General features: G+C 68.9%; 12 protein-coding genes, 3 rRNA genes and 2 pseudogenes. 12 read left to right on the top strand and 5 right to left on the bottom strand.

Going from position 1 to position 22397, the window contains the following annotated elements:
- The first annotated feature begins 128 nt into the window (after window positions 1-128).
- From ACOBQU_RS20475 to ACOBQU_RS20445, 7 genes and pseudogenes are all read left to right on the top strand, one after another.
- Window positions 129-2060 (top strand): hypothetical protein, encoded by a 1932-nt coding sequence (locus tag ACOBQU_RS20475; RefSeq protein ID WP_423628768.1) that lies wholly within the window; start codon window positions 129-131, stop codon window positions 2058-2060.
- A 311-nt stretch (window positions 2061-2371) separates the two neighbouring features.
- Entirely contained in the window at window positions 2372-2680 is a 309-nt protein-coding gene (locus ACOBQU_RS20470) for a hypothetical protein (protein WP_030689133.1), read from the top strand.
- A 168-nt stretch (window positions 2681-2848) separates the two neighbouring features.
- A pseudogene (locus tag ACOBQU_RS20465) lies at window positions 2849-3663 on the top strand (hypothetical protein).
- Window positions 3653-4993, top strand: coding sequence for a hypothetical protein (locus ACOBQU_RS20460; protein ID WP_423628767.1), 1341 nt, complete (start codon window positions 3653-3655; stop codon window positions 4991-4993). Before ACOBQU_RS20465 ends, ACOBQU_RS20460 begins: the two are co-directional and overlap by 11 nt.
- The gene (locus ACOBQU_RS20455) at window positions 4990-6549 is read left to right on the top strand and encodes an SCO6880 family protein (RefSeq protein ID WP_423628766.1); all 1560 of its coding nucleotides are present in this window, start codon (window positions 4990-4992) and stop codon (window positions 6547-6549) included. The genes ACOBQU_RS20460 and ACOBQU_RS20455 overlap by 4 nt, the downstream gene beginning before the upstream one ends.
- Window positions 6550-6652: 103 nt before the next feature.
- Entirely contained in the window at window positions 6653-8074 is a 1422-nt protein-coding gene (locus ACOBQU_RS20450; protein ID WP_423628765.1) for an ATP-binding protein, read from the top strand.
- A gap of 1 nt (window position 8075) precedes the next feature.
- Window positions 8076-9678: pseudogene (locus ACOBQU_RS20445) on the top strand (type IV secretory system conjugative DNA transfer family protein).
- Window positions 9679-10009: 331 nt separating this feature from the next.
- Here ACOBQU_RS20445 and ACOBQU_RS20440 read toward each other — a convergent pair.
- On the bottom strand, window positions 10010-10570 hold the full coding sequence (locus tag ACOBQU_RS20440; RefSeq protein ID WP_423628764.1) for a GNAT family N-acetyltransferase: 561 nt from the start codon (window positions 10568-10570) through the stop codon (window positions 10010-10012).
- Between the two features lie 136 nt (window positions 10571-10706).
- On the opposite strand from ACOBQU_RS20440, the gene ACOBQU_RS20435 reads away from it, so the two are divergent.
- The 4 genes from ACOBQU_RS20435 to ACOBQU_RS20420 are packed head-to-tail and all read left to right on the top strand — an operon-like array spanning window position 10707 to window position 14434.
- Window positions 10707-11645, top strand: coding sequence for an ATP-binding cassette domain-containing protein (locus tag ACOBQU_RS20435; protein WP_423628763.1), 939 nt, complete (start codon window positions 10707-10709; stop codon window positions 11643-11645).
- A complete protein-coding gene (locus ACOBQU_RS20430) occupies window positions 11642-12478 on the top strand; it encodes an ABC transporter permease (protein WP_423628762.1) in 837 nt (278 codons plus the stop codon). The genes ACOBQU_RS20435 and ACOBQU_RS20430 overlap by 4 nt, the downstream gene beginning before the upstream one ends.
- 46 nt (window positions 12479-12524) lie before the next feature.
- The gene (locus ACOBQU_RS20425) at window positions 12525-13757 is read left to right on the top strand and encodes a sensor histidine kinase (protein ID WP_423628761.1); all 1233 of its coding nucleotides are present in this window, start codon (window positions 12525-12527) and stop codon (window positions 13755-13757) included.
- Complete coding sequence (locus ACOBQU_RS20420; protein WP_423628760.1) at window positions 13754-14434, top strand: response regulator; 681 nt, start codon at window positions 13754-13756, stop codon at window positions 14432-14434. Before ACOBQU_RS20425 ends, ACOBQU_RS20420 begins: the two co-directional genes overlap by 4 nt.
- A gap of 120 nt (window positions 14435-14554) precedes the next feature.
- Here ACOBQU_RS20420 and rrf read toward each other — a convergent pair.
- From rrf to ACOBQU_RS20400, 4 genes are all read right to left on the bottom strand, one after another.
- Window positions 14555-14671: ribosomal RNA gene (gene rrf, locus ACOBQU_RS20415) — 5S ribosomal RNA — on the bottom strand.
- A gap of 92 nt (window positions 14672-14763) precedes the next feature.
- Window positions 14764-17889 (bottom strand): 23S ribosomal RNA (locus tag ACOBQU_RS20410).
- Window positions 17890-18201: 312 nt separating this feature from the next.
- Window positions 18202-19729 (bottom strand): 16S ribosomal RNA (locus tag ACOBQU_RS20405).
- Together the 16S, 23S and 5S rRNA genes form the textbook arrangement of a ribosomal RNA operon.
- Before the next feature lie 669 nt (window positions 19730-20398).
- Window positions 20399-20947 (bottom strand): MarR family winged helix-turn-helix transcriptional regulator, encoded by a 549-nt coding sequence (locus ACOBQU_RS20400; RefSeq protein WP_423628759.1) that lies wholly within the window; start codon window positions 20945-20947, stop codon window positions 20399-20401.
- A gap of 115 nt (window positions 20948-21062) precedes the next feature.
- On the opposite strand from ACOBQU_RS20400, the gene ACOBQU_RS20395 reads away from it, so the two are divergent.
- Window positions 21063-22331: an MFS transporter gene (locus ACOBQU_RS20395; RefSeq protein ID WP_423634616.1), complete on the top strand. Its 1269-nt coding sequence runs from the start codon at window positions 21063-21065 to the stop codon at window positions 22329-22331.
- Window positions 22332-22397 lie beyond the last annotated feature (66 nt).

Here is a 22397-nt window from a genome sequence, read left to right as displayed (position 1 = left end):
CGCGCTCCGCTTCTCCGGGTGCTTCGGGTACCTCGGGCACTTCGGGTGCTTCAGGCACTTCGGGTACTTCGGTTGTTTCGTTCGGCGATCTACGTTCTACGTTGTTCTACGGCTGGGGGAAGCCGCCGGTGGGGTCCAACGAACCCAGAGACGAGCACAGAGGCGAGCCCGAGGACGCCCACGGCGGCGCGCCCGCTGAGCGGCGGGCCGGGGAGCAGCAGGCCGGGGGCCCGCCCGGCGCCCAGGCAGAGGGCCAGCCCGGAAGCACGCCCAGCGACCAGGCAGGCGCCCAGCCCGGCGCCTTCGGCCCACCGCCCTCCGCCTGGCCCCCGCCCACACCCACGCCACCGCCCCCGCCCGCCCGGGACCCCCGCCAGCCCGCGCCCCCGGCGCAGCCCGCACCCCCGGCAGCTCCCGCCGCCCAGCCCGCCCCGCCCGGCTACCCGCCGCCCGCGTACACCGCCCCTCCGCCGCCGCACCAGCCCCCCGCGGCCCCGCCCGCCACCCCCTTCGGCCCCCCGGAGCTGCTCGAACCCCCGGTCGCCGGACCCCGCCCCGAGCCCGCGCCGCCCGAGCCTCTGCGGGGCGTCGCCGCCGCGCTGCTCAACCTCACCGGGCTCGGCCTCGGCTATCTGCTGCTGCGCGCCTGGCTGCCCGCCCTCGTGTGCTGGGCGGCGACCGCCGGGCTGCTCGTGATCGCCCTGCCCGCCGACGTCGACGGCGTCCCCGGCGGCGTCCTCATCGGCTACGGGGCACTCCTCGTGCTCGCCGCCGCCGACGCCGCCCGCCGCGCCCGCCGCACCGCCATCGGCTGGCCCCGGCTGCGCGCGCCGCTCGCCGCCGGGCTCGGCGTGCTGCTGCTCGCCGTCCCGGCCTCCGGCGCCTTCGCCTACGAGGCCGCGCAGGACGAGGCCGTCGAGGACATGCTGCTCGACCGGCTCGACACCGCCGACGCCCTCGTCAAGCGGCAGGACGGCCGCCCCTTCACCGAGGCCCAGAGCGACTACCGCACCGCCCTCGGCATCTACCGCCGCCTCCTCGACGACCACGGCGGCTCCCGGGCCGCCGACCGCGTCCCCGACCGCCTCCGCGCGTACTACGAGTCCGTGGCCGCCCCGTACTCCGACCGGCAGTACTGCTCGGCGATCGCCCCCCTGAAGTACCTGCGCACCCTGCCCGGCAGCGTCGGCAAGGACCGCCTCGGCCGCCTCGCCACCTGGCCCGACGACCGGCTCGCCACATCCCTGTACGAGTGCGGCACCACCAAGCTCGCCCAGGGCGACGGCAGCGACTTCCTGGAGCTGACCGAGACCTTCCCGCGCTCCGCAGCCGCCGCGAAGGTCGTCCCCGCCCTCCGCGTCGCCATCGACGAGCAGCGGTCCGCGCTCCGGGGCGCCGAGCCCTGCCGGGCCACCGAACGGCTCAAGAGCCTCGGCCCCATCGCCCGCTCCCTGCCCGACCGCACCGGCGCCTCCCTGGAGTCCCGCGCCGACGACGCCGTGGAGTCCGGCGCGTACGCCTGCGGCGTCGACCGGTTCGAGGACGGCCGCTTCAGCGAGGCCGCCCGGCAGCTCAGGGACTTCGCCAAGGACTACCCGAAGAGCGGCAGGCGCGACCGCGCCCGGACCATCGCCATCGCCGCCGAGGTCGCCGCCGACCGCCCCCAGGCGGGCCGGAGGCTGCCCGCGCAGCGCGGACCCGGCTCCGGCCAGGAGTTCGTGGTCAAGAACGACGGGCCGAGCGCCGTCGAGGTCCTGTTCACCGGGCCGGCCACCGGCAGCGTCAGGCTCGGCGCGTGCGCGGGCTGCTCGACGTACCGCAGCAAGACCGAGGGCAAGGCCAAGGCCTGCAAGGCCAGCGGCAGGAGCTACCCGCAGCGCACGCTGCGGCTGCCGCCCGGCGAGTACCACTTCCTCTACAAGCGCGGCACCAGCGGCAGCGGCCTGGTCCGCGACCACAGCGACGGCGCCCGCGTGCAGAGCGGCTACCGCTACACCGACTGCACCTACGTCGTCAGCGGCGGCATCGGCGACCTCGGCGGCATCGGCCCGCGGACCTGACACCCCGTCCGACCGCCCGCCCCCAGGGGTGCCTGAATCGACGTCAGAGGCCACGCCGGGCATTCATTGCCCGGCGTCTAGTCGCGTGATACACAGAGTGACCATACGTTCCTTCGTACGCCGTTCCGCGCACCACGCGGCACGGCTACGCGGGTCGCGTACGACGAAACGTACGAAGTCGGCCAACGAAATGGCGTCAACGCGGCACGCTCCGGCCCGATTGTCGGCGACAATGAGCACCGTCCTCTGTCTGCGGCAGACAGAGGTGGGCAGAGGTGCACGAACAACCCACTAGGGGCGGTGAGTTACACATGCTTATGGCAGCCGAGAAGGGCGACATCACCACCATCATCGGTGGGATCGCCCCCGACTGGGGTCCCTTCGGGAGCCTGGGCAACGAGGCGCGCGTGATGATCGAGGTCGTGATGGCCGTCGCCATCCTGCTGTGCCTGGGGATCGCGATCTGGGGAGCGGCCAAGCAGCGCATCGGCGCGACCGCGCTGCGCGACACGTTCAGCGCGGAGCAGGGCAAAGGCCTGATCATCGCCGGGCTGACCGGCGTCTTCATCATCGGCTCGCTCGGCACGCTGTTCACCATCGTGTACGGCATGGCGGTCTGACCCCCGACTCCCCCCGTCCGTCATGCCCACCGGCTGAGGTAGCAACTCCCTGATGTCGAGTCACCACACCGCGCCCGCGCGGGAACCAGCACGGCTACCGTCGTACCTGGCGCACCTGGCGGACTCGGCGGTCGCGGTCAAGGAAGAGGTTGAGGGGACGTGCCCGGCATGAGCGATGACGATGACCTCTTCGGCGGCACCGGCGAGACCCGGACACGGCTTCCGCACAGCGAGGACGGCCGCAGACCGGGCCGCGGCGGACGCTCGTCCTCGCGCAGCCTCATCACCGTCGTGGGCGTCGTCGTCCTGCTCATCGCGGCCATCGCCTTCGCCAACCAGGACGACTCGTCGTCCGACGGCGACGAAGGCCGCGGGGGCGGCAAGGGCGCACAGGCCGCCCCCACCGCCCCCTCCGGGGAGCGACCGGTGAGCGGGAAGAACGGGGGGATTCCGGGGGGTACGCGAAGACCGAGCAGGGGGTGCAGAGCGCGGCCGCGAACTACGCGGTGGCACTCGGCTCCGCCGAGATGTTCGACAAGGACAAGCGCGAGGGCATCCTGGGGGCCATCATGGCGCCCGCCAGCGTCGGCCGGTTCAAGGAGTCCCTCGACAAGGCGTACACCGCGGACTTCTTCACGAAGGTGGGTCTGAACAAGGACGGCTCCACCCCGAGCGGCTACCAGTTCGTCTCCCGCACCAGCCCGATCGGCACCAAGGTCACCGCCTTCTCCGGCGGCAAGGCTACCGTGGAGACCTGGTGCGGCGGCCTGCTCGGGCTCGCGGGCGAGAACTCCACCAAGCCCGTCACCAGCAGCTGGTTCACCATCACCATGAAGCTGGTGTGGGTCGACGGCGACTGGAAGATCACCACGCACTCCCAGAAGGACGGTCCCGCCCCGGTCCCGGGCGACGACCGCGCGTCCGGCTCCGACGAGATCGCCAAGGCCGTCGAAGGGTACGGAGGGTTCACCTATGCCCGGTAGTCGTCGCTCCGTACTCAGGCTCGGCGCGGTCCTCGCCGCCGTACAGACCGTGGTGCTCCTCCACGCGGCCCGGGCCACCGCCGATCCCGACAACCCCTGCGAACTGATCCACGGCCCCGCCAAGAAGTACTGCGAGCAGGGCGACCGCGGCGGCGGTGGCGGCGGAGGCACCCCCAAGTCCCCCGACAGCGGGGCGCTGTCCGAGTTGGACCCGCTGACCTCGCTCGCCCGCGGCTTCGGTGACGCCGCGTCCTGGATCGTCAACAAGCTCACGGAGTACGTGAACGACACCGCCGCGGTGGACTTCACCAACCAGAAGTTCCTCCAGCAGTACGCCGTGGTGTTCGCGGCGTCGACCGTGCTCACGCTCATCGTGTGGCTGCTCGCGGTCACCAAGCGCGCCGTGCGCGGCGTGCCGCTGCTGACCGCGCTGTCGGAGGCCATCGGGTTCCTGTGGCTGACGGTGCTCGCATCGGCGTTCACCCCGCTGATCCTGTCCACCGTCGTGTCCGCGACCGACGGGATCTCCGAGGTGCTCGCCAAATCCGTCGGCGGCGAGACCGACCAGTTCTTCGGCACGTTCTCGCAGGCCCTCGACAAGGGCACGGACATCGGCGGCGGCCCCATCATGCTGATCGTCGTGTCCGCCGTGTCGATCGCCGCCGCGGGCATCCTCTGCCTCGAACTGGTGATCCGCGCCGCCATGCTCTACGTCGGCGCGCTCCTCGGCACCGTCGTGTACTCGGGGCTCGTCGACAAGAACACCTGGGGCCGCATCCGCCGCTGGGCCGGGCTGATGGTCGCGATCATCCTGGTGAAGCCCATCATCGTGATCGTGCTCGGCGTCGCCGGGGCGCTCCAGGGCGAGGACGGGCCGGACTCGCTGTCCGCCGTCGTCTCCGGGCTCTCCGTCATCCTGCTCGCCATCTTCGCCAGCGCCTCCATCTACCGCTTCATCCCGGGCTTCGGCGACGACATCATGGCCACCCGCAACAACCGCCTGATGCGGGGCGCCGAGAACCGCGCCGCCACCGCCCTGAACTCCCCCGCCGCCTGGGTCGCCCAGGGCATCCGCACCCACAGCGCCCGCCCGGGCGGCAAGGCGGGCGGCGGCAAGGCGGGCGGCGGCGACACCCCGCCGCAGCCCGCCGCGGCCCACGCCGTCGGCAGCGGCCTGTCCTCGCACGCCCACCGGCAGCCGGGCCCCGCCCAGAACGGCGGCGGAACTGTCCCCTCCGCCGCTCCCCCACCCCGTACCAGCCCGTCCAACACCCCGCACGCGGGCGACCGCGGCGGCAGTACCAACAGCACAGGAGGTGAAGGGCGGTGACGACCCAGTCCCATGTGTCCCCACCGGTCACGCCCCGCCGCACCTATCTGATCGGCCGCGCCCGGCCGAACGCCGTCATCGGCCGCAACCGCGAGACCGGCGAGATCGCCCTGATCATCGGCGGCGCCTTCCTCGGCATGATGTGCGGCATCCTCATCCCGTTCCTCGCGCTGCGCATCGTGCTGCTCATGGGCTTCCCGCTGCTCGCGATCGCCGCGGTGTACCTGCCGTACAAGGGCCGCACGTTCTACAAGTGGTTCGAGATCAACCGCAGCTACAAGCGGTCCCTGCGGCGCGGCACCACCTACCGCTCGGCCGCCGCCGAGGCGGGCGTACGCCTCGACGGGCGCGAGATCGAGATCGGCCCGCCGCCCGGCATCGGCCGCATCAGCTGGCTCGCCGCGCCCTTCGGCCCCGACGAGATCGCCGTACTGCTCCACGCCGACCGGCGCACCGTCACCGCCGCCATCGAGATCGAGGGCCCCGGCGTCGGCCTGCGCGACAGCGAGGACCAGGAGGCGCTGGTCGACCGCTTCGGCACGCTCCTCAAGCACGTCGCCAACGGCGACGGCTTCGTGACGCGCCTTCAGATGCTGGCCCGCACGCTGCCCGCCGACCCCGACGCGCACGCCAAGGACGTCACCGCCCGCGGCGACGACCGCGCCCTGCCCTGGCTCCAGCACAGCTACGACCAGCTCCAGTCGATGGTCTCCACCAGCAGCGAGCAGCACCGCGCCTACCTGGTCGCCTGCATGCACTACTCCCGCGACCTGGCCGCCGAGGCCCAGGCCATGGCCCGCGCCGCGCGCCCGCAGGGCGGCCGGAAGCTCGACCGCGACGCCGGACTCGCCGTCGTCATGGCCCGCGAGCTGACCGACATCTGCTCGCGCCTCCAGGAGGCCGACATCCGGGTGCGCCAGCCCCTCGGCCAGGGCCGCCTCGCCTCGCTCATCCACTCCATGTACGACCCGGACCACCCCATCGACCACATCCAGGCGATGACGAAACGCAACGCCTGGCCCGCCGAGCTGGACGCGGTGGAGCCCACCTACCTCCAGGCGAAGACCCGCGAGTCCGCCACCCGCGCCCCCTGGTGCCACGCCACGGCCTGGATCAAGGAGTGGCCGATGACGCCCGTCGGCGTGAACTTCCTCGCGCCGCTGCTCGTCCACACCCCGGACGTCATCCGCACCGTCGCCGTCACCATGGACCTGGAGCCCACCGAGGTCGCCATCGAGCGGATGCTCACGGAGAAGACCAACGACGAGGCGGAGGCCAGCCGCCAGGCCAAGATGAACCGCACCGTCGACCCCCGCGACATCGCCTCCCACTCCCGCCTCGACCAGCGCGGCGAGGACCTGGCGAGCGGCGCCGCCGGAGTGAACCTCGTCGGCTACATCACCGTGTCGTCCCGCTCCCCGGAGGCTCTGGCACGTGACAAGCGCACGATCAGGGCGTCCGCGGGGAAGTCCTATCTGAAGCTGGAGTGGTGCGACCGCGAGCACCACAGGGCGTTCGTGAACACACTGCCGTTCGCGACCGGCATCCGGCGTTGACGACGATGACGGCCACGACGACGGCCACGACGACGGTGATGGTGACGGTGACCGCTGCGGCGGCGCGGGCCACCGGTCCGAGGCGTAAGGGTGTGAAGGTGCCATGCGGGACCCGCTGACCGTCCTCACGGACGCGTTCACGTCCTTCCTCTTCGGGAAGGTCGAGACGACGCGCCTGCCGGTGCGCACGTCCACGGGCCAGGCCCAGGCGGTCTACCTGCCGACGGCCGCGCCCGGCCTCGGCGACTCCGGCGTGATCATCGGCCGCGAGGTGTACTCCGGCAAGGGGTACATCTACGACCCGTTCCAGCTGTACGGCCAGCAGCTCCCCGCCCCGCACTGGCTGGTCCTCGGCGAGTCCGGCAACGGCAAGTCCGCCCTGGAGAAGACGTACGTCCTGCGCCAGCTCCGCTTCAAGGACCGCCAGGTCGTCGTCCTCGACGCCCAGGGCGAGGACGGCGTCGGCGAGTGGAACCTGATCGCGCAGGAGCTGGGCATAACGCCCATCCGGCTCGACCCGACGGCCGCCCTCGACATGGGCATCCGCCTGAACCCGCTGGACCCGGCGATCACCACCACCGGCCAGCTCGCGCTGCTGCGCACCATCATCGAGGTGGCCATGGGCCACGGCCTCGACGAGCGCTCCGGCTTCGCCCTGAAGGTCGCGCACGCGTATGTGAACGAGACCATCGTCGAGCGCCAGCCCGTCCTCACCGACATCGTCGAGCAGCTGCGCCACCCCGAGCCGGAGTCCGCCGAGGCGATGAACGTCGACATAGACGACGTACGGGCCTGGGGCCTGGACGTCGCGCTCGTCCTCGACCGCCTGGTCGACGGCGACCTGCGCGGCATGTTCGACGGCCCGACGACGGTCGGCATCGACCTGGACGCGCCGCTCATCGTCTTCGACCTGTCGCACATCGACCGCAACTCCATCGCCATGCCGATCCTCATGGCGATCGTCGGCGTCTGGCTGGAGCACACCTGGATCCGCCCCGACCGGAAGAAGCGCATCTTCCTCGTCGAGGAGGCCTGGCACATCATCAACTCGCCCTTCGTGGCGCAGCTGTTCCAGCGCCTGCTGAAGTTCGGCCGACGCCTCGGCCTGTCCTTCGTGGCGGTGGTCCACCACCTCTCGGACGTCGTGGACGGCGCGGCGGCCAAGGAGGCGGCGGCCATCCTGAAGATGGCCTCCACCCGCACCATCTACGCCCAGAAGGCCGACGAGGCCCGCGCCACCGGCCGCGTGCTCGGCCTGCCCCGCTGGGCCGTCGAGATCATCCCCACGTTGACCCCCGGCATCGCCGTGTGGGACGTCAACGGCAACGTCCAGGTCGTGAAGCACCTGGTCACCGACACCGAGCGCCCCCTGGTCTTCACCGACCGCGCCATGACGGAGTCCGCGAGCGACCTGCTCGCCGACGACCCGATGGCGGCGGCCGAACGGGAGGCGGAGGAAAGGGCGGCGTACATGGAGCAGCAGATGGGCGAAGGCCCCGGGGCGTCCCGGTCGACGGTGGCCTGACATGCGGCAGGACCCTCGCCACGAGGACCGGCGCGGCGCGGGCGGCGGCGTCCCGGACGGACTGCTCATCGGCGCCCTGGCGTTCGTGGTCGGCATGGTCGTGCTCATGTGGTCGGCGACGGGCATCGCCGGTTGGTGGGCGCACGGCTCCTGGCCCGACCACGTGTCCTTCACCAACACCCCGCCCGCCGTGCGCCACCTGGTCCAGGAGCCCCACGACGTCGCGGGCGCCTGGCCCCGCACCCCCCGCGCCCAGCTCTCCGGCTACGGCCTGCTGTGGGGGTTCTTCATCGGCCAGGTGATGGTGCTGATCGTTCTGGCGATCTTCGTGCTGGGTACGGTGGCGCGGTTCAGGGCGGTGCGGCGAGCACGGCGGGCTCAGGGTCGGGCTCAGGACCGGGCTCAGGGCCGCGGGGCCGTGGAGCAGGAGGTGGCGGAACGGGAGCCTGAGGGGCCTGATCCAGCTGTGGGCGGGCGTCCCCCGTGCGGGAGGGGTGGGCACGGCCCACTCCGGTGCCGGGCGCCTCTTCGCCGGGCGCCTCTCCGCCGGACGGCCGCCCCGCCACCCAGCCCGCCGCACTCGCGGCCGAAACGGTCCCCGACCCGGCCCCGGCCTCGGACGCCCCGCCGTCACCGGCCCCCACCCCCACGCTCACCAAGCCCCCCACCGTCCCCACCCCCCGCACCCCCTTGGTCCTCGGCACCCCCGAGACCCGCCGCCCTCTGGCCGCCCAGGCCATCGCGGACGCCGAGTCGGCCGCCCTCATCGTCACCTCCGACCCCACCCTGTGGGAGGAGACCAAGGACGCCCGCGCCAAGCTCGGCCCCGTCCTCGTCTACGACCCCTCGCACCTGTGCGACACCCCGGCCCGCCTCCACTGGTCTCCCACCGCGGGCTGCGAGGACAACCCGACGGCCGCCCAGCGCGCCCGCGCCCTCCTCGCCCCCATAAGACCGAGCGCCAAGCTGGACACGGCCGTCGCGGACACCGCCGAGACCCTGCTGCGCAGCTTCCTGCACGCCGCCGCCGTGGACGGCCGCTCCGTCAAGCATGTGCACCGCTGGGCGCAGGGCACGCAGGTGCAGGACGCGGTGCGGATCCTGCGTACGCATCCGAAGGCGACGTCGGGCGCCGCGGGCGAGCTGGAGTCCGCGCTCACCGCGCACACCGAGCGCCGCGACGTCGCGCAGGAGCTGACGGCGCGGGCCCTGTCGGCGCTGTTCACGGTGAACGTACGGGAGTCCTGCACCCCGAACCGGGGGACGCCCTCGCGCTCGACTCCTTCGTCGACGAAGGGGGCACGCTGTTCGTGGTCGGCGAGGCCATCGAGGACCCCAAGGCGAACCCCGGCGCGATGCCGCTGCTCACGGCGCTCGCCTCCAGCGTGGTCGAGCGGGGGCGGCGCATGGCCGAGCGTTCGCCGTCCGGTCGGCTCGACCCGCCCATGACGCTCGTCCTGGACGACGTCGCCGCGGTGGCTCCGCTGCCGCAGGTGCCGGAGCTGCTCGCCACGGGGGCGGACCGGGGGATGCCGACGCTGGCACTCCTGAGGTCGCGCGAACAGGGGCGGGCGCGGTGGCCCCACGAGGAACTCCGGGGCTGACCTCGCCACCGCGCCTGCCTGCGGCGCCATCGGGGTGACTCGGGCCGTCGCCCACCTGCGGCTCCGCCGTGGTCGCTCGCGCAGTTCCCCGCGCCCCTTAAGGGCACTCCCCGCACCGGCCCCGAGCACGCGAGCCGCGGCCGCCATGCCCTCGCCCACCCGCGGCACCATCGTGGTTGCTCGCGCAGTTCCCCGCGCCCCTTAAGGGCACTCCCCGCACCGGCCCCGAGCACGCGAGCCGCGCCCGCCGCGCCCTCGCTCACCCGCGGCTCCGCCGTGGTTGCTCGCGCAGTTCCCCGCGCCCCTTAAGGGCGCTCCCCGCACCGGCCCCTTAAGGAGTTTCCCGGTCCAGCACCATCTCGTACTCCCGGGCGGCCGGATCGTCCGGTACCGGGGCGTGCTGGCCGCTGCGGGTGAAGCCGTATCTGCGGTAGAAGGCCTCGGCTCGGGGGTTGTCCTGGTGGACGAAGAGCCGTACGCGTTCGGCCGCGGCGCCGTCGGGGGCGAAGGCCCAGGTGACCGCCGCGTCGAACAGGTCCTCGGTGAGGCCCGTGCCGCGCGCCTCGGGGCGGACGTACACCCCCACCAGGTGCGCCTGCCGCCGGTCGATGGGCGCGCCGAGCAGGGTCGGCGTCCCCGGTTCCTCCACGAGCGCGGTCACCGAGCCCGCCCACGCGCCGTCGGGCCCCTCCGCGACGAACTGGAGCATCGCCCCGTCCCGCGCGGCGGCGGAGGCGGTGCGGTCCTTCCAGTACGCGTCGGGCCGGGCGGCAGCCCTCTCGTACGTCTCCAGGAACGCGACCCCCGCCGCGGGATCCCGCAGCGCGGCCAGCCGCAGCTCCCGTACCCGCCGCCACTCGTCAGCCCGCACGGTCCGTATGAGGTGTCCCATACAGCGATCTTAGGCAGCCGGGACGGCACAGGCCTGGGGAGCACCGCGCGGCGTCGTACCCCGGTACCACCCCGCCCCCGCCGGAAGGCCCCCCAGTCCGACGCCCCACCCCCCGCTCCCCGGCGACGATCGACCCATGATTCGGGCACACGCACTCACCAAGCGCTACGGCGGCAAAACCCCGAAGACCGCCGTCGACGACCTCACCTTCGAGGTCCACCCCGGCACGGTCACCGGCTTCCTCGGCCCCAACGGCGCGGGCAAGTCCACCACCATGCGCATGCTGGTGGGCCTGGACGCCCCCACCTCCGGCCGCTGCACCATCGGCGGCCGCGCCTACGCGAGCCACCCCGCCCCGCTCACCGAGGTGGGCGCGCTCCTGGAGGCCCGCGCCGTCCACCCGGGCCGCTCCGCCTACCACCACCTGATGGCGCTGGCGCACACCCACGGTGTCCCCCGCTCCCGCGTCCAGGAGGTCCTGGACCTGACGGGCCTCGGGGATGTCGCGGGCCGCCGCGTGAAGGGCTTCTCCCTCGGCATGGGCCAGCGCCTCGGCATCGCGGCGGCCCTGCTGGGCGACCCGGCGACGCTGATCCTGGACGAGCCGGTCAACGGCCTCGACCCGGAGGGCGTCCTGTGGATCCGCAACCTCCTCAAGGCACAGGCCGCCGAGGGCCGTACCGTCCTGGTCTCCTCGCACCTGATGAGCGAGATGGCCCTCACCGCCCACCACCTGATCATCGTCGGCCGGGGCCGCCTCCTCGCCGACACGACCGTCGAACGCTTCGTCCGCGACTCCGGCACCGGCTCCGTCAAGGTCGTCTCGCCCGAGGCGGCCCGCCTCGCCGAGCTGCTCGCGGGCCCCGGCACCACCGTCACCAGCGACACCCCCGGCACCCTCGACGTCCGCGGCGCCGACGCCGAGCACATCGGCCGCACCGCCGCCGCCCACGCCATCCCCCTGTTCGAACTCACCCCGCAGACCGCGTCCCTTGAGCAGGCCTTCATGGACCTGACGCACGACTCCGTGGAGTACGCCATGACGCCCGCGCCCCAGGAAGGAGCCGCGGCATGACCACCGCGCCCACCCCCACCGCGTCCACCGCGCCCGCCGAGCCCGCCGAGCCCGCCGCGCCCCGCACGCCCGCCGCCTACCGCGTCACCCCCGCCCGCGTCCTGCGCTCCGAGTGGCACAAGCTGTGGACGCTGCGCACCACCTGGATCACCCTGCTCACGGCGAGCGCCCTCGTCGTCGCCGTCGGCATCACCATGGGCTCCACCTACGACGGCGACGACTCCGACGTCGACACGGTCGTGTTCGTCCTCTTCGGCACCCAGCTCTCCCAGATCTGCCTGGCCGTCCTCGGCATCCTGGTGACCGCGGGCGAGTACGCGACGGGCCTGGTCCGCGCCTCGCTGACCGCCGTGCCGCGCCGGGTGCCCGTGCTGTGGTCGAAGGCCGCCGTGTTCGGCGCCGTCGCGTTCGCCTTCACCTTCGTCACGAACGTCGTCACGTTCCTCGTCGCCCAGTTCTGGCTCGACGGCACCGACAAGGAACTCGCCCTCACCGACTCCGGCGTCCTCGGCGCCCTCGCGGGCAGCGCCGCGGGCATCACCCTGATGAGCCTGATCGCGCTGGGCCTGGGCGCGCTGCTGCGGTCGGTGCCCGGCGCCATCGGCGCGTTCGTGGCGTGCGTCCTGGTGCTGCCGGAGGTCCTGACGACGCTGCCGTTCGACGCGGTCGAGACGGCCCTGCGGTACTTCCCCGCCCAGGCCGCCTCGTCGCTCGGTTCGATCGCCCGCGTCGACGACACGGTCGCCCCGGGCGTGGGCCTGCTCACCCTGGCGGTGTGGGCGGCCGCCGTCCTGGCCGCCGCGGCGGCGCTGCTGAAGCGCCGTGACGTGTAGCGGACGCGGATCCGCCGTGGCGCACACCGTGCCGTATAAGGGAGAGATGGCCGACCAGCACCCGCTCACCCAGCACGTCCAGCGCCTGGTCCAGCGGGTGCGCGCCGTCGACACGCGCCGCCCGCTGGTCTGGGACCTGCTGGTGACCGGCTTCTTCGTGACGGCCGCGATCGTCGACTACGGGAGCGGCGGCTGGCGCACCATCGCCCACAACACGGACGTCCCCGACTGGCTCGTCTTCCACCTGAGCCTGGGCCTCACCGTGCCGCTGCTGTGGCGCCGCCGCCACCCCCTGGCGGTCCTCGCCGTGATGCTGGCGTTCGGCACGGTCAACAGCGCCACCGGCGCCATGCTCCAGGCCGCCCTGGTCCAGCTGATCGTCCTGTTCAACATCGCGCTGCGGCTGCCGCTGCGGCGCCTCGGCTGGGCGGGCGCCATGATGCTCGTACCGCTGGTGGTGGGCACGGTCCGCTACCCGCGGGGCAGTTGGGACCAGCAGATCGTCCCGCAGGTGTGGGCGTACGCGATCGTGGCGCTCCTCGGCATCGCCGTCCGCTCCCGGCAGGACTACACGGCGGCCCTCGTGGAGCGCGCCCGCCAGCTGGAGGTGGAGCGCGACCAGCAGGCCCAGCTCGCGGCGGCCGCCGAACGCACCCGCATCGCCCGCGAGATGCACGACATCATCGGCCACAACCTGTCGGTCATCACGGGCCTCGCCGACGGCGGCAAGTACGCGGCGGCCAAGTCCCCCGAGCACGCCGCGCAGGCCCTGGACGCCATCGGCTCCACCAGCCGCCAGGCCCTCGCGGAGCTGCGCCGACTGCTCGACGTGCTGCGCGAGGACACCCCCGGCGCCGCCGATCTGACGCCGCAGCCCGCGCTCGCCGACCTGGACCGGCTCATCGACGGCGTCCGCGCGGCGGGCCTGCCCGTCCGCTCCACCGTGCGGGGCCGCCTCGACGGCCTTCCCCAGGGCCAGCAGCTCACCGTCTACCGCGTGGTCCAGGAGGCCCTGACGAACACCCTGAAACACGGCGGCCCCCAGGTGACAGCCACGGTCGAGGTGTCCTACGACGACGAGGACGGCGTGGCGGTGACGGTCACCGACACCGGTGTCGGCGCCCCCGCCCCGCCCTCCGGCACGGGCCGCGGCCTGACCGGGATGCGTGAGCGAACGTCCCTGTACGCGGGCACACTTGAGGCCGGACCGCTGCCCGCCCCGCAGGGCGGCTGGCGGGTCCACCTCCAGCTGCCGAGACCCAAGGAATCCACCCGGTGACGACGACCGTCCTCATAGTCGACGACCAGCCGCTCCAGCGCTTCGGCTTCCGCATGCTCCTGGAGAGCCAGGACGACATGAAGGTGGTGGGCGAGGCGGGCAACGGCTCCGACGCGGTCCGCATGACGGCGGCCCTGCGCCCGGACGTCGTCCTGATGGACATCCGCATGCCCGACCTGGACGGCATCGAGGCCACCCGCCGGATCGTCGCGGACGGCTCCCCGTCGCGGGTCCTCATCCTCACCACGTTCGACCTGGACGAGTATGCGTACGCGGGCCTGCGCGCGGGCGCCTCGGGGTTCCTCATCAAGGATGCCCTGCCGGAGGAACTCCTCTCCGGCATCCGCGCGGTCGCCACGGGCGACGCGGTCGTCGCACCCCGCCTGACCCGCCGTCTCCTGGACGCCTTCGCCGACCACCTGCCGACCGGTACGGAGGCCGAGACCACCGTGGACCCCTCCCAAGACCCCCGCCTGTCCGCCCTCACGGACCGGGAGCGCCAGATCCTCACCGTCATCGGCCAGGGCTGGACCAATGCGGAGATCTCCGCCCGTCTGCACCTCGCCGAGTCCACGGTGAAGACCCATGTGGGCCGCATCCTCGCCAAGACGGGCGCCCGCGACCGGGTGCAGGCGGTGATTCTGGCGTACGACACGAAGCTGGTACGCCCGTCCTGATACGCGAACCTGATATGCGAAAGGGGTGCTCGCCCTCCGGGTGAGCACCCCTGAATGCCTGAACGCAGAAAAGCCTCGATCCCCGAGCGGAACTCGGGGATCGAGGCTTTATCACATTTAGTTCGGCGGCGTCCTACTCTCCCACAGGGTCCCCCCTGCAGTACCATCGGCGCTGTAAGGCTTAGCTTCCGGGTTCGGAATGTAACCGGGCGTTTCCCTCACGCTATGACCACCGAAACACTATGAAACTGTGAACTACCGCACCACACACGCACGCGCGTGTGGGGTTGTTCGTGGTTTCAGAACCAACACAGTGAACGCGAGCAACTGAGGACAAGCCCTCGGCCTATTAGTACCAGTCAACTCCACCCCTCACGAGGCTTCCATATCTGGCCTATCAACCCAGTCGTCTACTGGGAGCCTTACCCCATCAAGTGGGTGGGAGCCCTCATCTCGAAGCAGGCTTCCCGCTTAGATGCTTTCAGCGGTTATCCCTCCCGAACGTAGCCAACCAGCCATGCCCTTGGCAGAACAACTGGCACACCAGAGGTTCGTCCGTCCCGGTCCTCTCGTACTAGGGACAGCCCTTCTCAAGACTCCTACGCGCACAGCGGATAGGGACCGAACTGTCTCACGACGTTCTAAACCCAGCTCGCGTACCGCTTTAATGGGCGAACAGCCCAACCCTTGGGACCGACTCCAGCCCCAGGATGCGACGAGCCGACATCGAGGTGCCAAACCATCCCGTCGATATGGACTCTTGGGGAAGATCAGCCTGTTATCCCCGGGGTACCTTTTATCCGTTGAGCGACGGCGCTTCCACAAGCCACCGCCGGATCACTAGTCCCGACTTTCGTCCCTGCTCGACCCGTCAGTCTCACAGTCAAGCTCCCTTGTGCACTTACACTCAACACCTGATTACCAACCAGGCTGAGGGAACCTTTGGGCGCCTCCGTTACCCTTTGGGAGGCAACCGCCCCAGTTAAACTACCCATCAGACACTGTCCCTGATCCGGATCACGGACCCAGGTTAGACATCCAGCACGACCAGAGTGGTATTTCAACGACGACTCCACACACACTGGCGTGCATGCTTCACAGTCTCCCACCTATCCTACACAAGCCGAACCGAACACCAATATCAAACTGTAGTAAAGGTCCCGGGGTCTTTCCGTCCTGCTGCGCGAAACGAGCATCTTTACTCGTAGTGCAATTTCACCGGGCCTATGGTTGAGACAGTCGAGAAGTCGTTACGCCATTCGTGCAGGTCGGAACTTACCCGACAAGGAATTTCGCTACCTTAGGATGGTTATAGTTACCACCGCCGTTTACTGGCGCTTAAGTTCTCAGCTTCGCCCCACCGAAATGGAGCTAACCGGTCCCCTTAACGTTCCAGCACCGGGCAGGCGTCAGTCCGTATACATCGCCTTACGGCTTCGCACGGACCTGTGTTTTTAGTAAACAGTCGCTTCTCGCTGGTCTCTGCGGCCACCCCCAGCTCCAGAGGTAAACTCCATCACCGGGTGTGGCCCCCCTTCTCCCGAAGTTACGGGGGCATTTTGCCGAGTTCCTTAACCATAGTTCACCCGAACGCCTCGGTATTCTCTACCTGACCACCTGAGTCGGTTTAGGGTACGGGCCGCCATGAAACTCGCTAGAGGCTTTTCTCGACAGCATAGGATCATCCACTTCACCACAATCGGCTCGGCATCAGGTCTCACCCTCCATGCGCGACGGATTTACCTACCGCGCGGGCTACACCCTTACCCCGGGACAACCACCGCCCGGGCTGGACTACCTTCCTGCGTCACCCCATCACTCACCTACTACCAGCTTGGATCAGCGGCTCCACCACTCCGAGATCACCCGAAGGATCACCCGGCGGCTTCACGGCCTTAGCATCACTGGATTCGATGTTTGGCGCTCCATAGCGGGTACCGGAATATCAACCGGTTATCCATCGACTACGCCTGTCGGCCTCGCCTTAGGTCCCGACTTACCCTGGGCAGATCAGCTTGACCCAGGAACCCTTAGTCAATCGGCGCACACGTTTCTCACGTATGTATCGCTACTCATGCCTGCATTCTCACTCGTGAACCGTCCACCACTGCCTTCCGGCGCAGCTTCACCCGGCACACGACGCTCCCCTACCCATCACAGTCCCCGTTAGAGGTATATACTGCAATGACACGACTTCGGCGGTACGCTTGAGCCCCGCTACATTGTCGGCGCGGAATCACTAGACCAGTGAGCTATTACGCACTCTTTCAAGGGTGGCTGCTTCTAAGCCAACCTCCTGGTTGTCTCTGCGACTCCACATCCTTTCCCACTTAGCGTACGCTTAGGGGCCTTAGTCGATGCTCTGGGCTGTTTCCCTCTCGACCATGGAGCTTATCCCCCACAGTCTCACTGCCGCGCTCTCACTTACCGGCATTCGGAGTTTGGCTAAGGTCAGTAACCCGGTAGGGCCCATCGCCTATCCAGTGCTCTACCTCCGGCAAGAAACACACGACGCTGCACCTAAATGCATTTCGGGGAGAACCAGCTATCACGGAGTTTGATTGGCCTTTCACCCCTAACCACAGGTCATCCCCCAGGTTTTCAACCCTGGTGGGTTCGGCCCTCCACGACCTCTTACAGCCGCTTCAGCCTGCCCATGGCTAGATCACTCCGCTTCGGGTCTTGAGCGCGCTACTGAACCGCCCTATTCGGACTCGCTTTCGCTACGGCTTCCCCACACGGGTTAACCTCGCAACACACCGCAAACTCGCAGGCTCATTCTTCAAAAGGCACGCAGTCACGACGTTGCATGCAAGCATGCAACGCGACGCTCCCACGGCTTGTAGGCACACGGTTTCAGGTACTATTTCACTCCGCTCCCGCGGTACTTTTCACCATTCCCTCACGGTACTATCCGCTATCGGTCACCAGGGAATATTTAGGCTTAACGGGTGGTCCCGCCAGATTCACACGGGATTTCTCGGGCCCCGTGCTACTTGGGTGTCTCACAAGCAAGCCGCTGACATTTCGACTACGGGGGTCTTACCCTCTACGCCGGACCTTTCGCATGTCCTTCGCCTACATCAACGGTTTATAACTCGCCTCATGACCGGCAGATCATGAAAGTGAGATCCCACAACCCCCCAAGCGCAACCCCTGCCGGGTCTCACACGCTTGAGGTTTGGCCTCATCCAGTTTCGCTCGCCACTACTCCCGGAATCACGGTTGTTTTCTCTTCCTGCGGGTACTGAGATGTTTCACTTCCCCGCGTTCCCTCCACACCGCCTATATATTCAGCGGCGGGTGACAGCCCATGACGACTGCCGGGTTTCCCCATTCGGAAACCCCCGGATCAAAGCCTGGTTGACGACTCCCCGGGGACTATCGCGGCCTCCCACGTCCTTCATCGGTTCCTGGTGCCAAGGCATCCACCGTGCGCCCTTAAAAACTTGGCCACAGATGCTCGCGTTCACTGTGCAGTTCTCAAACAACGACCAACCACCCACCACCCTGCTAGACAAGCCAGCAAGTTCACTGGGGTCGGCATTGAGGACGGGAACAAGTCCGTACCCTCAGACACCCAACAGCGTGCCCGACACCCTCAGCCTCTCCCCGTTCCGTTCCACGCCGAAGCAGTACTAGGAAGAGAAGCAAACCAAGTGTGCCGAGTAGTCAACGTTCCACCCATGAGCAACCAGCATCAGACGTTCGCTGATGTACTGGCCTCTGACCTCACCCCGAAGGGATCGGTAAGAAGTGCTCCTTAGAAAGGAGGTGATCCAGCCGCACCTTCCGGTACGGCTACCTTGTTACGACTTCGTCCCAATCGCCAGTCCCACCTTCGACAGCTCCCTCCCACAAGGGGTTGGGCCACCGGCTTCGGGTGTTACCGACTTTCGTGACGTGACGGGCGGTGTGTACAAGGCCCGGGAACGTATTCACCGCAGCAATGCTGATCTGCGATTACTAGCGACTCCGACTTCATGGGGTCGAGTTGCAGACCCCAATCCGAACTGAGACCGGCTTTTTGAGATTCGCTCCACCTCGCGGTATCGCAGCTCATTGTACCGGCCATTGTAGCACGTGTGCAGCCCAAGACATAAGGGGCATGATGACTTGACGTCGTCCCCACCTTCCTCCGAGTTGACCCCGGCGGTCTCCCGTGAGTCCCCACCACCCACAAGGGGCGTGCTGGCAACACGGGACAAGGGTTGCGCTCGTTGCGGGACTTAACCCAACATCTCACGACACGAGCTGACGACAGCCATGCACCACCTGTACACCGACCACAAGGGGGCGACCATCTCTGGCCGTTTCCGGTGTATGTCAAGCCTTGGTAAGGTTCTTCGCGTTGCGTCGAATTAAGCCACATGCTCCGCCGCTTGTGCGGGCCCCCGTCAATTCCTTTGAGTTTTAGCCTTGCGGCCGTACTCCCCAGGCGGGGCACTTAATGCGTTAGCTGCGGCACGGACAACGTGGAATGTTGCCCACACCTAGTGCCCACCGTTTACGGCGTGGACTACCAGGGTATCTAATCCTGTTCGCTCCCCACGCTTTCGCTCCTCAGCGTCAGTATCGGCCCAGAGATCCGCCTTCGCCACCGGTGTTCCTCCTGATATCTGCGCATTTCACCGCTACACCAGGAATTCCGATCTCCCCTACCGAACTCTAGCCTGCCCGTATCGACTGCAGACCCGGGGTTAAGCCCCGGGCTTTCACAACCGACGCGACAAGCCGCCTACGAGCTCTTTACGCCCAATAATTCCGGACAACGCTCGCGCCCTACGTATTACCGCGGCTGCTGGCACGTAGTTAGCCGGCGCTTCTTCTGCAGGTACCGTCACTTGCGCTTCTTCCCTGCTGAAAGAGGTTTACAACCCGAAGGCCGTCATCCCTCACGCGGCGTCGCTGCATCAGGCTTTCGCCCATTGTGCAATATTCCCCACTGCTGCCTCCCGTAGGAGTCTGGGCCGTGTCTCAGTCCCAGTGTGGCCGGTCGCCCTCTCAGGCCGGCTACCCGTCGTCGCCTTGGTGAGCCACTACCTCACCAACAAGCTGATAGGCCGCGGGCTCATCCTGCACCGCCGGAGCTTTCCACCACCAGACCATGCGGTCAGTGGTTGTATCCGGTATTAGACCCCGTTTCCAGGGCTTGTCCCAGAGTGCAGGGCAGATTGCCCACGTGTTACTCACCCGTTCGCCACTAATCCACCCCGAAGGGCTTCATCGTTCGACTTGCATGTGTTAAGCACGCCGCCAGCGTTCGTCCTGAGCCAGGATCAAACTCTCCGTGAATGTGAACCCGTAATCGGGTGCAACACCACGAGAGCGGAACAACCAGGAGGAATAATCCCGGTCGTTCACAGCGTCCTCGCTGTGCGCCTCCCCCAACGATTCGCGGGGAAGGACTTTTTCAAAGGAACCTCGTCCCAACCGGTGATCCGGCCGGAGACGGGGTATCAACATATCTGGCGTTGACTTTTGGCACGCTGTTGAGTTCTCAAGGAACGGACGCTTCCTTTGTACTCACCCTCGCGGGCTTTCCTCCGGGCGCTTCCCTTCGATATTTCGTGTTTCCGACTCTATCAGATCTTTCCGGCTTCCCGGTCCGTTCCGATTTCCTCGGTGCTTTCCGGCCTTTCGGCCTTCCGGCGGTGTTGACTCTATCAGATCCTTTCGGGCCTGATTCCCGGTCAACTTGGGGTGTCTTCCCGGCCGTTGGCGGGCCGTTCCGACGTCCCAAACTTTAGCGGAATCTCGCCGCGATTCATAATCGCGTCCTGGAATTCGAATTCGGGCACGCCGAAATCGACCCCGTTGGGAGATCGTGCTGGTGGTTTGGGTGCCGCCTCAGCGGCGAGAGTCGCTGTCGCAGAACCGTTACGGCCCCGCGACAACTCGAAGTACCTTACGGACCCGGCGGGGCGCTGTCAACCCCCGACTCCGTGAACAGGTCGGAACGCTTCAGTCCAGGTCGTTGAGGCGGCCGCCCGCGTCCGGCTGGGAGTCCTCCACCCGGCGCAGCAGGCGCGTCAGGACCTCGCCGAGGATGCCGCGCTCGGCGGACGTCAGGTCCTGGAGGAGGTCCTCTTCGAAGACCGTGGCGAGACGCATCGCCTCCAGCCACTTCTCCCGGCCCTCGGCGGTCAGCTCCACGATCACGCGGACGCGGTTGGACTCGTCGCGCTCGCGGGTGACCAGGCCCTCGCTGACCATGCGGTCGATGCGGTGGGTCATCGCGGCCGGGGTGAGGCCGAGGCGCTTGGCCAGCTCGCCGGGGCCCATCCGGTAGGGGGCGCCGGAGAGGACGAGGGCCTTGAGCACCTCCCACTCGGCGTTGCTGATGCCGAGGGTGGCGGTCTGGCGGCCGTAGGCGACGTTCATGCGGCGGTTGAGCCTGCCGAGCGCCGAGACGATCTTCTCGACCTGGGGGTCGAGGTCCTGGAACTCCCGCTGATAGGCGGCGATCTGCTCTTCGAGTGTCGGCTCCGTGGGGCCGGGGGTGTCGCCCATGGCCGCAGTATGGCACGGCCGTGGTTGGCGTCGAAGTCCTTCGGTGTGTATTGTTAAGGTCCTAACTTTAGCTTCGAAGTCTTCACTCCTAAGGTAGGTGAAAGTGACCATGGCGATGGGCGCCGCGATGCGCCGGATCCACGTGGGCAACGCGCTGAGCGCGTTCGGCCTCGGCTTTACCGTCCCCTTCCTGTACGTGTACGTGGCTCAGGTCAGGGACCTCGGCGCCGTGACGGCGGGCCTCGTGCTCGCCGCGTTCGCCGTGGCCGCGCTCGTGGTGCTGCCCTTCTCGGGCCGCGCCATCGACCGGCGGGGCCCGCTGCCCGTCCTCATCGCCGCCCTGCTCACCGCCGCCGTCGGAGCCATGAGCCTCGGCCTGTCGAGCAGCGCGCCGCTGGTGCTGCTGTCCGCGGGCGCGCTCGGCGCGGGGCAGGCCGTGATGCAGCCCGCGCTGGCGACGATGATCGTGGAGTGCTCCACTCCGCAGACGCGGACGCGCGCGTTCGCCATGCAGTTCTTCCTGCAGAACCTGGGCCTCGGCGTCGGCGGCCTGATCGGCGGCCAGCTCGTGAAGCACGAGCGGCCGAGTGACTTCACACTCCTGTTCGCCATCGAGACCGCCATCTTCCTGCTGCTGATCGTGGTCATGGTGAGCGCGCGCCTGCCGCGGTCCCAGCGGATGGCCGAGACGGCGCCGCAGGCCTCGGGCAGCATCAGGGACGTCTTCCGCAACCCGGTGATGCTCCAGCTCTGCGTGCTCGGCTTCGTGCTGTTCTTCGCCTGCTACGGCCAGTTCGAGTCCGGCCTGTCGGCGTACGGCGTGGAGGCGGCCGGGATATCCCCGTCGACGCTCGGCATCGCGCTCGCCGCCAACACGGGCGCGATCGTGCTCGCCCAGTTCGCGGTCCTGAAGTTCGTCGAGCGCCGCAGGCGCTCGCAGGTCATCGCGGCCGTGGGCCTCATCTGGGCCGTCGCCTGGATGGCCGCGGGGTACGCGGGCCTCGGGCACGGCAGCCAGGCCATGGCGACCGCCGCGTTCATCTCGACGTACGCGCTGTTCGGCATCGGCGAGACCATGCTCGCGCCGACCGTCGCGCCGCTGGTCGCCGACCTGGCGCCGGAGTCCATGGTCGGGCGGTACAACTCGGCGTTCGCCCTGGTCAAGCAGCTCGCCCTGGCGGTCGGCCCGGCCGTGGGCGGCCCCATGGGCGCCACGCTGCACGCTCCGTACATCGTGACGTTCCTGCTCTTCTCGCTCGGCATCACGGTGCTCGCGCTGCGCCTCGGCAAGCGCCTCACCCCGGCGCAGAACCACCCGTACGCGCAGAAGAGCCGGATCGTCGCGCAGGGCGCTCCGGAGGCCGTCGCCCCGCAGCACTCCTGAGCGAGTGCCACACCCCCGCCGGGGCCGTCCTTGACGTACGAGACAGACGAGACGTACGAAGGGCGG

Source organism: Streptomyces sp. G45 (assembly GCF_049542095.1).
Taxonomy (GTDB): Bacteria; Actinomycetota; Actinomycetes; order Streptomycetales; family Streptomycetaceae; genus Streptomyces.
This window is presented reverse-complemented; position numbering and strand designations above follow the sequence as displayed.